Origin of the sequence: Bradyrhizobium huanghuaihaiense (assembly GCF_007830635.1) — a bacterium.
Lineage (GTDB): Bacteria > Pseudomonadota > Alphaproteobacteria > Rhizobiales > Xanthobacteraceae > Bradyrhizobium > Bradyrhizobium huanghuaihaiense.
In genome coordinates this window covers 35436-46896 of record NZ_VLLA01000041.1, presented here as the reverse complement: position 1 = coordinate 46896, position 11461 = coordinate 35436, and the positions used below count along the sequence as shown (strand labels likewise).

General features: G+C 58.8%; 11 protein-coding genes and 2 pseudogenes. 6 read left to right on the top strand and 7 right to left on the bottom strand.

Going from position 1 to position 11461, the window contains the following annotated elements; all coding sequences use genetic code 11:
* Positions 1–1689 precede the first annotated feature (1689 nt).
* Positions 1690–1887, top strand: a complete 198-nt coding sequence (locus tag IQ16_RS40935) for a hypothetical protein (RefSeq protein WP_028144135.1) — start codon at positions 1690–1692, stop codon at positions 1885–1887.
* 1199 nt (positions 1888–3086) lie between these two features.
* On the opposite strand, the gene IQ16_RS40920 is transcribed toward IQ16_RS40935, so the two are convergent.
* The 6 genes and pseudogenes from IQ16_RS40920 to IQ16_RS46145 form a co-directional block, all read right to left on the bottom strand.
* Positions 3087–3281: a hypothetical protein gene (locus tag IQ16_RS40920; protein ID WP_011090973.1), complete on the bottom strand. Its 195-nt coding sequence runs from the start codon at positions 3279–3281 to the stop codon at positions 3087–3089.
* Positions 3278–3467 (bottom strand): annotated as a pseudogene (locus IQ16_RS47030) (hypothetical protein). The gene IQ16_RS40920 and the pseudogene IQ16_RS47030 overlap by 4 nt, the downstream one beginning before the upstream one ends.
* A gap of 181 nt (positions 3468–3648) precedes the next feature.
* On the bottom strand, positions 3649–3930 hold the full coding sequence (locus IQ16_RS40910; protein WP_011090974.1) for a hypothetical protein: 282 nt from the start codon (positions 3928–3930) through the stop codon (positions 3649–3651).
* Positions 3931–4692: 762 nt separating this feature from the next.
* On the bottom strand, positions 4693–4923 hold the full coding sequence (locus tag IQ16_RS40900; RefSeq protein WP_016847165.1) for a hypothetical protein: 231 nt from the start codon (positions 4921–4923) through the stop codon (positions 4693–4695).
* A 291-nt stretch (positions 4924–5214) separates the two neighbouring features.
* Positions 5215–5349: a hypothetical protein gene (locus IQ16_RS47420; protein ID WP_016847164.1), complete on the bottom strand. Its 135-nt coding sequence runs from the start codon at positions 5347–5349 to the stop codon at positions 5215–5217.
* 21 nt (positions 5350–5370) lie between these two features.
* Positions 5371–5889: pseudogene (locus IQ16_RS46145) on the bottom strand (terminase small subunit); the annotation flags it as partial.
* A gap of 315 nt (positions 5890–6204) precedes the next feature.
* On the opposite strand from IQ16_RS46145, the gene IQ16_RS40885 reads away from it, so the two are divergent.
* From IQ16_RS40885 to IQ16_RS40865, 5 genes are all read left to right on the top strand, one after another.
* On the top strand, positions 6205–6630 hold the full coding sequence (locus tag IQ16_RS40885) for a hypothetical protein (RefSeq protein ID WP_223153798.1): 426 nt from the start codon (positions 6205–6207) through the stop codon (positions 6628–6630).
* Positions 6631–6989: 359 nt separating this feature from the next.
* The gene (locus IQ16_RS40880; protein ID WP_016848068.1) at positions 6990–7559 is read left to right on the top strand and encodes a helix-turn-helix transcriptional regulator; all 570 of its coding nucleotides are present in this window, start codon (positions 6990–6992) and stop codon (positions 7557–7559) included.
* Positions 7560–7755: 196 nt separating this feature from the next.
* Positions 7756–9309, top strand: coding sequence for a phosphomannomutase/phosphoglucomutase (locus tag IQ16_RS40875; protein ID WP_049801880.1), 1554 nt, complete (start codon positions 7756–7758; stop codon positions 9307–9309).
* A 41-nt stretch (positions 9310–9350) separates the two neighbouring features.
* Entirely contained in the window at positions 9351–9569 is a 219-nt protein-coding gene (locus IQ16_RS40870) for a hypothetical protein (RefSeq protein WP_125459388.1), read from the top strand.
* 683 nt (positions 9570–10252) lie between these two features.
* Positions 10253–11374 carry a LysR family transcriptional regulator gene (locus IQ16_RS40865; protein ID WP_011090981.1) on the top strand — a complete coding sequence of 374 codons (1122 nt, stop codon included), beginning with the start codon at positions 10253–10255 and terminating at the stop codon, positions 11372–11374.
* Here the strand turns inward: IQ16_RS40865 and IQ16_RS47605 are convergent.
* Positions 11338–11433 carry a hypothetical protein gene (locus IQ16_RS47605; protein WP_301309069.1) on the bottom strand — a complete coding sequence of 32 codons (96 nt, stop codon included), beginning with the start codon at positions 11431–11433 and terminating at the stop codon, positions 11338–11340. The genes IQ16_RS40865 and IQ16_RS47605 overlap by 37 nt on opposite strands.
* Between the last annotated feature and the right edge of the window lie 28 nt (positions 11434–11461).

Below are 11461 nucleotides of genomic sequence, written 5' to 3'. Positions count from 1 at the left end.
GGCGCTGTCCAAACAACCGGGGCCAGCTCTGAGGTCGAGGGCCGCGTCAAGGCGATCAGCGGTAACCGCAGACGCATTTAAAGTGGTCATGGGTGTGGGAATTTTCGGTTAGCGTTGCCGCTGAGCGGCTGCATTACCTCGGCTATGAGCCGATGACGGACAAGGTGTCCGTCAGGCAGTCACGGGCGCGCCCTCGAATCGCGCAACGTCGCCATGAGTGGTACATAGCAGAACGGGACCTCAACCGCAATACGAAAAGTCAAATCAAGTTTTGTTACAAGTTGTATAGTTATGGGTTTGCGCTCTACCGCCCCTCATCGACTCGTTAGTTTCGGTAGCCGAGTCGGCTACCGACCCAAAAAGTAGATACACCGCGTAGATACACGTCGAAACGGCAAGATTTTAACATATTGAAATATAATAGGAAATCTCATCATTACCTGTGGTTACATTCCGCTAGGGAGCGCCATTTAAAGAAAATAATACAATAAAATCAGCTAGATAGCCCCAGAGGGCCATTCATATTACACACCTGTTTGCACATCATTGGCATGATGACCGCAATGCTCTTTCTGTCGTCAGCGCCGCGAAGCGGCGGAATGCCGCCATTAAAAGCAGCCGATCTCCGAGTTGGGGCAGTCGCTCTCGAAATGGAGGATGGGGAGAAGCGGTAGTGGCACGTCAAGCTGCATTGCCGCCAACTCTGCCGCCGCGCCTAATCGATCGTGAGGCCTCCGCAGCATATGCCTGGGTTAGCCCGAACACGTTTGACCTTCTCGTGACGGCGGGAAGCATGCCCAAGCCGCGGGTCATTCCGGGTACGAGACGACTGGCTTGGGACGTTCGCGAACTCGAGCGCGATCGACGCTCTGCCTCACCACGGGGAAGAGCACGCGACCGGCGTTGACGCCGATGTTGGTTGGGAGAGGTAGGCCATGCCTCGCAAACTGCCACCAAACGTCGAGCGCAACGTCGTCAAGGGGCATGCGTATCTGTCGTTTCGGATCGGAAAGGCTTGGCATCTGCCACAGTACGGGGACGCCTCAACACCTGCCGGCGCGACGCGGTTCAACCGCAAGGTTCGGCAGCAACAGAGATATGCCAAACAGCGCGCCGAGCGCCTGGCCGCGATGACGCCCCGACAGCGAGCGACGCACGACGCCTGGCACCGAGCCCGTCGCCCGGGCCTATGGGAGGCTATTTGGTTTTTTCTGAGATGAAGTGTCGACTATGCCTGTTCGGCCGAATGGTGGGATTGTCCCAACGACAGCCGCCGAATTAGAAGCGATGTTGGTTGGGGATCCTATCCGATGACGCGAAGACGCTCTTCGACGTCATTGTGTTCGACGGGTCAAATCCTGCGGCCTCGGTTACGCGAAAGTCTCGTAAGAAGGCTCGCAAATGAACCGTGGCTCGCTTCGCAATCGTCAGGCCGTCGCGTGGGCAATACTTCTTGCCGGCCTCGGGCTGTTCGTCGCGCTCTATCCTCCTTGGTAAGGGCCTTTGGGGAGGCCCTGCAAACGCCCGTTGATGTGGCCGAGGAAGCTGTCACATTACTTTGACGTACAGGTGCCAATTTTGTAGGCGCTGGGATTTCGGAGCCCAGACCGGAATACGCGGCGAACGCTGCCAAGCGAATATATTCCGCTTGTGCAGCGTTCAGGATCCTCTCAATTTCGGGAGTTCGGCGTGTTTGATGCTGAAATGACTGCGCTGCTCAGGGCGGTGCTCGACGAAGTTTGCGAAAATATTCCTGTAAGCGAAACGGGCGCCAGAGCGTACGTTGCTTCGAAGCTGCTCGATGCTGCGGCACATGGACAGCTCTCAACCGACGCGTTGAAAGCGGCGGGTCGCAAGGCCTTGAACCCACCAACGATGTGGCGCTGATTATCCGCTCCACATCACTCGATCACATCGTATTCGAAGGCGACGCCCTCCGGGTCGTTCTCCTCGAACCATCGTTCCGCGGCGTCCACCGTCGCGAAGACTTGATGTGATCGACGTCGCCGACCTGCTTGGCGGTGTTCACATAGACGCCCACCGTTGTGTTCCTTTTCAAAACTCGAGCCGGCGCTGTCCGTATCTAACCCAGTGTCCGAACCTGATTTAAGGGCCTAACATGGTAGAAGGCAAGCCAGCGGGGAAAGGCGATCCCACGTCCCGCGCGGGCAACAGGAAGGCTGAGCCATTGATCAACATTGCTGAGTGCCGCGAGCAGGCTAACCACTACAAGAGACTTTCTGGCGTGAGCGGCATTTCCAAGGATCGCGCCGCCGCCCTGAAAAACATCGCCCGAAGTTTCGTGGGTTTGGCTGGCCAGCTGGATAGACTGGCTTCCCGTGCGAGGAACGAGCAGAGGTAAGCAGCCTCAGCTGATGGCCTTAGTTACCAAGGTCGGCGGTTCTTTTTTTTGACCTTGGGAAATTTACGGTGGGCGCCGGTTCACGCTGGTGGGCCTAGCACTCCCGGCGCTCAAATCCGCAATTGGATCGGCAACCGGGAGCATTGGGGCTGGAATTGCCATGCCCAGCCATGTCGGCCCTCCAAGTGACAATACGTAGAAAACCGAAGTCCGGTAGTTGTCCGGACTCCATTTTCGGAACGGGGTGTTCTACTGAAGGAACACCGGCGCGATTTGAGCACTAATTTTTTTGTTATTCCGGGAATGCCGCAGTGGGGCTGGAACCACGCTGCGGCTTTTCCCATTCGGGGCGTACTGGTCCCAGCTGCGTTCCGTCGGGCAAACACTAACCTTTGACCCCTGCGGTAGCCTGCATCATAACTGTCACATGAAGAAAGGCGACGTGACGTGCCCTGATTGTTCGGCGGGATCTCGCCGGATCGAACTTGAATCCCGCAAGGGCAACGCCGGGCACTACAAGTGCCTGATCTGTGAGCGCGTCCTAGAGGTCTTCGACGGCTCCCGGGAGATTGCTTATCGGCTCGCCGTACAGCCGTCCGACTTGCATCCTGTGAGAGAGTAAGGCCGCCTCAGTTGGCGGCGCCTTATTGGTCCCTCTTCAGCTTGCGCCGGCCCCAGTGAGGCTCTTTGCCCTTCGGGTTAAACTCCGGGACGTGGTGGCGGTTCAATGCCCGCATGACCCCGATGCTGGCAAACATACTCGGGCCTCCACCTTCATCGCGGCTTGCCATTCCGATGCGGCGTGCTCTTTCTTCGGCGACGCGGCGATGTACTCGCCGGCGTCGAGCTGCGTCACCAGTATGCGATCGCCGATCGTGATCGGATCCTCGAAACGCCGACCCCAGCCTCGTTCCGTCATTCCTTCCGCTTCAGCTCAGGTCTCGCGGCAGCAATGGCGCGTTCAACCTCGTCGGCCAGAACTGTCAGATGCTCGGCCAGCCTTGTGAACATCTCGCTTCTTGGGTTCAGTAGCAAGATCGCGGATCAAGGCGCACTCGGCAGCATCCGTGCGGAGCTTTTCTAACTGAGCCTGCATGTCCTTCATTGCGACCGGTTCCGTTCCCGATGAGGAACTATACCGCTTTGGGCACAAGTGGACAGAACTGATTGCCGGTTTTTCCTATGCTCGTCACCACCTGGCGACCCCATTACCGCCAAGGTCACCTCCAACGGCCCCGGCCTCCACACTTCAAAAGCCCCCATGGCCGGGGCCGTTTTTAAGGTGGCTACCGATAGCCCATGTCGCCGATCGGCCCTTTTGCGTTCCAGTTGAAATCCGGTCGTACGTCTGCGCCGCGCCCGGCGCAGGCGGTGCAGACGAAGCGCGGCTCGACATCTGACAGCCGAACATCGTCGGGCCAGCGATCGGTGCCGAGCGCAACGTGACGGCCGCAGGGGCAATACATGAGGACGCCGCGCAAGCCCATCTCGCGCATCTCGCCAAAGGTGATCTTGATTGGCCGACCCTCGGCGTGCGTGGGCGTGTGGCGGCGGGCAGGGTGAGGCATGCCGAGATCCAACCGCTGCGCGGGCGACAGTCAAATTATCGATTACTGGTGGCTCGGACCGCGCGCGAGCTACTGCGCGTCGTGGGTGTGGAAAAGCGCTCACTGCGATCGACAGCGGTTTTGCGCCCGCCGGCCGAGGCGGTGAACGACGAGAGCGCGGGGCTTCGGTCCCGCGCCCAGATCAGCGGAAAATGGTTGTTCCTATATTGAAGGGCTGACGGATCCGCAGGGCTCATGGGTTAGGAGCACGTGCCCGTGCCAACATTCACGGTGCGTTTGGGCGAAGCCAATCAAGGCCAGGATAATCAAAGCCACTGCGACGCATCCGGCTACAACGTTCTGCATCATGGCTGCCACTCCAGGTAAACTGTGACTGGCTTACTCGGCCAGGCTCCGCCTCGCTGCCGCGCACCGCGCTGGGCGCCCGGTCACCGAGTGATCACCGCGGACGGTGACCGGGCGGACAAGCTATCTGGCGGGCCTTCTCAAAGCGGCGTGAGAATCTGCCAGATGACCACCAGCACCACGACCACCATCATGACGTAGATAATCCTACGGCCGGTCTGGTTTATTTGGCTCATCGGATCACCCTGCACGGTTTGCCCTTCTTGCGCAGTGGCCCGCCATCTGGTGTCGGCCCTCCGAGGTGCAAGGCCCACATGATGCCACCCCCCAGCTTGCGCCCGTCTACCTCGATCGGATCATCCTCGAACGGGCGCCCCAGCCTTGATCGGTCATTGCCACGGGCTGACACCGCCTGCGCTATCTGGCGAAACCGGAGTCTAGAAGCTTCAGAGTCGAAATCGGCCACTTGCCGTCGTGGCCACCGATCGAGATCCGGAGCCCGTGCACCTCGTCAAGGAAGACGTGATCAACCGTCCCCGCCTTACCGTCGGTCAGGATAGCCCCCCTGCCGATTAGCTCCGTCTCGGCAGCATGAAGTTCTCGAAGGATGTTCGTCGCTCGTTTGGTCCAGTCATCGGACATGGTCATGCCCTACGCGGCTGGCGGATTAGTGAAGATCAGTCAGAGCGGCAGATGCATTGAGGCCATCGGCGCTTCGCGCGAATCAGTGCCGCCAACCGTCCTTGTCGAGCTCGACCCTGAAACCTTCCGGCAGCCGCGGCGTCTCGCCTTCGGTCACGACTTGCAGCGCGGCTTACTTCGGTGGGCGCAAATCGCCTTGAAGCCACCGGCCATTGGAATGCATGGAATCTTCATGCGCTGCGAATGTCGTAAGTGCGTGATTGCAGACAGCGCAGCGAAACCTGTGCAAGTCCACGCTTAGGCTTGCTGACTGCGAATGTCGAGTTCGGCCGCGTCGATCAACGCTTTGGCGGCGGCAAATTGCCCAATTAGCGTGTCGAGAACGGCGGCTTGGGCTTGGATGGTGGCGATGTTGGCAGCGATTGTTGCCATGATGGAGCATTTCGTTTTTTGCTAGGTGGGATCGTAGTCGGTCGCAGCGAAGCCGCCGAACGACGGCCACGGTGCTGCGGGTTCAGGCGCGGGCATGATCGGCTTGTAAGCCGGCTTCGGCAGCGGCGGTGGTGGTGACGGCGGCGCAGGTGGTGCGGCTGGCGCTGGCTGCTCTACACGCGAAGGGAGAGGAGCAGACGCGACCTTCACGATCGGCGGAGCCGGAAGCGCTGGAAGAGATGCTGCGCGAGCCTTGGCGCGATCGATGCGCTCTCCCAGTCCTTCCAACAGGCTAAACTCAACCCGCTCCTGGAACGCATTGACGCGAACATGCTTGCCGATCAGCTCCAGGCGGCGCAGTCGATCACTCAACCTGATCTTCTTGACGTGACCGACTTGCCTACGCTCCTCGCCCGCCCCTTCGTATAGCGCGTCGATCTCGACACCGGCAACGAGGCCTTGCCGCCAAATTTCCGGCCAAGCGTCTATGGGCTTGAGGTCGCCGCGCTCGTCGTACAGGTCAGCAAGGTCGGCTTCAGCTTCATCGGCTAGCGGCGACGATGACGAGCAGGGCCCGTGAGTGCCTCGGGCAAACGAACAGCTCTCAGCTAGCGATCGGGCTTTGCGCGCCCCTCAGAATGTCTTGCTTTCGGCAGAACAGGGCGCAACATCTGGCTTGCCATATTCACTGTCCGGACGGCGCCCGCTGGATTCATTGTACGTTACGTACAGAAGCGGCGCGTTACGAACCCAATTGACCCTTCAGGGCTGTCCCTAGAGAAAGGACATCAAATCACAGCGCTCCGCGGAGTCAGCTATGCTCCACCGCAGGCACGCGGTTAAGGAGGAGAGGATTTGATTTCGAATGAGATTCTGCCGATGATCAGCGAAACGCTCGCCGCCATGCGAACCCACCGTAACCGCATCCACCGCTATCGCCGTTTGCTTGAAACAGAGGTCGCGGGGCTTGACCGCCAGTATGTCGAAAGACGTCTGTCCGAGGAGCGATGTGCTCTCGACGCGCTAGTCTCGGCTATTTTTCCCTTGGTTTTCAAGTTCCCAAAGGCATCTACGCCTCCTAGGGAGATCGAAAGCAGTGGCGTACCAGAGCCCGGAGCCACTCAGGGTGAAGCCCGCTCTGCGTTAGAGGGTTCGCGGCGCGAGGCAAAATCAGGAGGCGCGTTCAAGAGAGCCTGCCGTGATCAAATTCAGCACAAAAATGGGAAAGTTCGCCGGATTTGTGCAGGCAGGACTGCGAAGATCAGCGGCTTCTTCCTATGACTAGTTAGATTTTCACTTTTGCATCGATCGCGCAGCTCGAATGCCGGCGAAGAAGCGCTGAATTCGAACGGGCAAACGCAGCGAGCGCTTATTCATCGCGCGCCCGAAAGGTCCGTAGCCTACGGACTCAGTCTGAAACTCTAGAAATTAGTGCGAAACATATCTCAAATGGGACTGTCCACTTTGACGCACGCAGCTATAAGTTGAGACATGGGACGATGGCGTTTTCAGCATTAGTTATGCGAACCATTTTTTGAACTGTTGCTATGCTTGAGGGTGACGAGAGAACGGGGGCAGGTCCGAAAGGAGCTTTGTTTTGCCCGAGTGAATTGCGCATCGCTCGTGGGGAACGGCCCAGTATGATTGGTACGCTTGATCTATTGGGCCGGCCTGCGATTTTGATCGATCAGAATGGCTTCGTGGCGGCTGTCAACGACAACGCGTCGAAGCTTTTCGATGACGATCTATCGGTGAAGGGACGGCGTCTGTTTGCAGCGGATGCTCAGTCACGACTGAGGCTGGACCGACTGATCACTCAGGTCCGCTTTTTGTCTGGCAAACCGGGCCGTAGCACCTTGCAAACAGTTGTCACCCGGAGTCAGCGCCGGCCGATTGTCATTGATGCCATCGTTCAGGACTGGGAAAGTGCAGGCGATCCCCTCCTCCCGGACATGGGCGCCCTTCTGATCCTGACTGATCTGAATGAAATACCTCGCGTCTCGCAGAGCTCTGTCATGGAGATCTTTGGATTGACTCCCGCGCAGGCTCGTCTCGCATCGCTGCTGGTGGAGGGAAAGTCGCTGGAAGAAATTGCATTTTATATGAACATTTCGTCGGGGACAGCGCGAAACCATCTGAAAGCTGTCTTTTTGCGAACCGGGACCAGGCGGCAAGCTGAGCTAGTCTCGCTATTGTCCCGGCTTCTATAACCCCGCCCATCCAAACTGGCCGGCCGGCTGCATTCTTCTCGCTGTGCAGGTCAACGTTTCCTGGTTTTCGATGACGGAAAGCTGACCAAGACTTAGCCAACAAGCCTACCTTGTCCATTGTGTGATGCCCGCGATACCTCGGCCTGGGCATTCGCTATGGCGGCGGTCAATTCCTCGCATTTCTGAGATTGTCTCAATGTTCCCCAAGCCGAAATCCGTCTTGTTGCCCAACACCTATGCCTTCGAATCCGAGCCGATGGTGAAGGCCACGGGTTTTCGCGAATACGACGCGCGCTGGTTGTTCCAGAAGGAAATCAACCTGATGGGGATCCAGGCGCTCGGCATGGGGCTGGGCGCGCTGATTGCGGAGCTCGGCGTCAAGCAGGAGATCGTCACCGGCCATGATTTCCGCGGCTATTCGGCCTCGATCAAATATGCGCTGATTTCCGGCCTGATGGCTGCGGGCTGCAAGGTGCACGACATCGGGCTCGCGGTGACGCCGATGGCCTATTTCGCGCAGTTCGACCTCGACGTGCCCTGCTGCGCCATGGTCACGGCCTCGCACAACGACAATGGCTGGACCGGCGTGAAGATGGGCGCCAACCGCCCGCTGACCTTCGTCCCCGACGAGATGACGCGGCTGAAGGAAATCGTGCTCAACGCCGAATTCAAGAACAAGGCCGGCGGCTCCTACCAGTTCCACGAGAACTATCCGGCGCGCTACATCGCCGACCTCACCAGCCGTCCGAAGCTGACCCGCAAGCTCAAGGTCGTCGCGGCCCGCGGCAATGGCACGGCCGGCGCGTTCGCGCCGCAGGTGCTGGAGGCGATCGGCTGCGAGGTGATCCCGCTCGACACCGAGCTCGACCACACCTTCCCGAAATACAATCCGAATCCGGAAGACATGGAGATGCTGCACGCGATCCGCGATGCGGTGCTGCATCACAAGGCCGATGTCGGTCTCGGCTTCGACGGTGACGGCGATCGCTGCGGCGTCGTCGACAACACCGGCGAGGAAATCTTCGCCGACAAGGTCGGCGTGATGCTCGCCCGCGACATGTCGGCGATCCACAAGGACGCGCAGTTCATCGTCGACGTGAAGTCGACCGGCCTGTTCGTCACCGATCCCGTGCTGCAGAAGCAGGGCGCCAAGGTCGCTTATTGGAAGACCGGCCATTCCTACATGAAGCGCCGCACCCACGAGACGGGTGCGCTCGCGGGCTTCGAGAAGTCCGGCCACTTCTTCTTCAACAAGCCGTATGGGCGCGGCTATGACGACGGCCTGGTGTCGGCGCTCGCGATCTGCGACATGCTCGACCGCGCGCCGGGCAAGTCGATGGCCGATTTGAAGAACGCGCTGCCGAAAACCTGGTCGTCGCCGACCATGTCGCCGCATTGCGCCGACGAGACCAAGTACGGCGTCATCGACCAGGTGGTGAAGCATTTTGAAGGCTTGCAGGCCAAGGGCGCCAGGATCGGCGGCCAGGCGATCCGCGATCTCGTCACCGTCAACGGCGGACGCGTCACGGTCGAGGACGGCAGCTGGGGCCTGGTGCGCGCGTCCTCGAACAAGCCCGAGCTCGTCGTCGTGGTCGAGAGCCCGGTCTCCGAGCAGCGCATGCACGACATGTTCGAGATGGTGAACAGCGTGCTGCGCACGCATGCCGCGGTTGGGGAATACAATCAGAGGATCCAAGGTGGCCTTGCTGGGCCGATCCGGCAGGCGAGGACCGATACCGAATTTGACTAATTAAGCTCGTCCAAGTTTCCGTAATCTATTTGGAGCAAGCCGTGACAACCAATCTTGTTTCTTCAGGCACGACCACGCTCAGTTCAAACTCCTCCAACAACTATCTCGTCTATGGTTCTGGCGCGCTTGTAATTGCTGCCAGCGTCATGCTTCCGGGACAATCCCTAGCGGGGATGACACCGCCCCAGTCGCTGTATCCAACCGTTCGCGCCAGAAGGGTGGAGCAGATGAGAGCGTTTCGGGCAAGATTCATCGAATAGCCGCGAAAAACGGCGTGCGTCCTTGGCATTAATCCCTCCTGGGCTCTTCGACCCGTAATCCGCGCGCCCCTCCTCTTCCAGGGGCCGTAGTACTGAAAGGCTAATCGCCATTTTTTGGTCTCAAGCGCCCTTTCACGCTGAAGTTGGGTAAGATTGAGTTACCCCGAAAATCGGTAGCAGAAAAGGAATTGCGGATTAGAAGAAAGGCAAGGCGGGCAGCTAGGCCTTAACTTGGATAGGTGGGAGGCTTTCATCCCGATGATTCAGTTATACTTCTAGTTCGCTCAGGCCGCCTGAACTGTCGTCAAAAACCTGTCGACTTCGATCCTCAGTTGCGCGCCGTTGGCGGACAGCATTTAGGCGGACAACCAAGCTGACCTGAAGCTCAGTCGGTTTCTGTTGCCCTGTCGCAAAATTACCTCGTGTAGGATCACACGCTCGGTCACAAAAACGGATTTTCCCCGTTCTACCCATTTCAATCGAAAAGACTGCTTCTCGGGTCGTTCGGGAGGCTTTTTCATGATCGGGTTGGGTTGGCGATTGGTTCACTGTCATTTGGAATCATAGCAGTTTACCCGAAACATGAAGTTAGAAGAGCTTGCGCTTCTCGTGCCTCCAGCGAGCCTAGGTACCGAGCAAATGGCGGCAGGGTCTTAACCGGCCCGGAGGGCGGATGTCTTTTGATGGCCCTTTCGAGGCCGAATTGGCGGGTTGAAGCAGCGCAAGCAAATGAAAGGCAAACTTGCCAAACTTTTTTGGCTCCAGCCTCGCCCATTTTTGCGCTTGCCAAATTGGAAGATCCAGAAGCAGCGCAAGCAAATGGCGTGCGCCATTCAAGACAAAAATTGGTCAATTGGTCACCGGCAACTTACCCTAGGGTTTCGACCGTGCCTGTGGAATTTCGAGACCTGCGCTGGGCGATCGTCGCGTCCAAGCACCGAAGCCTCCGCCAAGCGGCAGAGGCGCTCAGAATCAAGCAACCCACTCTTAGTCGCGGCCTGCGCAATCTCGAATACAGGTTGGGCGTCACTCTGTTTAAGCGTACCAATGGCGGCACACGACCTACCGTTGAAGGGCAGGAATTCCTCGAAGCTGCCCGGCGTTTCGTTGATGAGACGGAAGCAATCACGGTTCGTGGCAAGAACCGCTCGCGTGGTGAGAGCGGCCGATTGACCATCGGCATCCACACTTCCCTGTCAGCCGGCAATCTCCGGGCCACTCTCATCGAGCACCGGCACCGCTTCCCCGATGTCGACAGACAACTGGTTGACGGAGCGAGCGACCATCTGATTTCGGATCTCGCCAGCTCCGCGATTGACGTCGCCTTTGTGGCCGGCCTCAGTCCAAGGTGGAGCGACAGGTCATTGTTGCTCTGGAGCGAGCGTGTCGTTGCCGCCCTCCCCGCGAACCATCCGCTGACAGGTCGTGACGTAATTCACTGGGGCGAACTGAGGCACGAATCGCTTTTGATGTCGCAGCGAGGCCCGGGACCGGAATTCCTGAAGCTCCTTGACAGCAAATTGGGGTCTTCCGATCCTTGCCCGCTGGTTCGCCATGATGTGGTGCTCGACCGTCTTCTCTCCTTGGTCGGCGTGGACTGGGGCATTCTACTGGTATTGGAAAGTGCGACGGGCGCAGTCTATCCGGGTGTCACCTTCCGCGAGGTGCATGATGCCGAGGGGCCGACGCGGCTGAGCTTGCGCGCTTATTGGCGGCAGGACAACGCTAATCCATCGCTGCGTCCGTTGCTCGACCTGCTTCGGGAGCGCTATCCTGATATTTCCGCTGCCCCAGATGCGAGCTGAACAGCATTTCGTCGGGCCTTCGCAAAGGCGCGGTCGGTTGCGATAAAGCGCCCAACCATTGGCGATCAACTTGGCAGCCTTGGTCGG

Bases quoted from the DNA above. Each gene is read 5' to 3' on its own strand.
- IQ16_RS47605 (WP_301309069.1), bottom strand. From the start codon at position 11,433: ATGGTTGGGCGCTTTATCGCAACCGACCGCGCCTTTGCGAAGGCCCGA.
- IQ16_RS40880 (WP_016848068.1), top strand. From the start codon at position 6,990: ATGATTGGTACGCTTGATCTATTGGGCCGGCCTGCGATTTTGATCGAT.
- IQ16_RS40910 (WP_011090974.1), bottom strand. From the start codon at position 3,930: ATGCCTCACCCTGCCCGCCGCCACACGCCCACGCACGCCGAGGGTCGG.
- IQ16_RS40900 (WP_016847165.1), bottom strand. From the start codon at position 4,923: ATGACCATGTCCGATGACTGGACCAAACGAGCGACGAACATCCTTCGA.
- IQ16_RS40865 (WP_011090981.1), top strand. From the start codon at position 10,253: ATGGCCCTTTCGAGGCCGAATTGGCGGGTTGAAGCAGCGCAAGCAAAT.
- IQ16_RS47420 (WP_016847164.1), bottom strand. From the start codon at position 5,349: ATGGCAACAATCGCTGCCAACATCGCCACCATCCAAGCCCAAGCCGCC.
- IQ16_RS40875 (WP_049801880.1), top strand. From the start codon at position 7,756: ATGTTCCCCAAGCCGAAATCCGTCTTGTTGCCCAACACCTATGCCTTC.
- IQ16_RS40920 (WP_011090973.1), bottom strand. From the start codon at position 3,281: ATGACGGAACGAGGCTGGGGTCGGCGTTTCGAGGATCCGATCACGATC.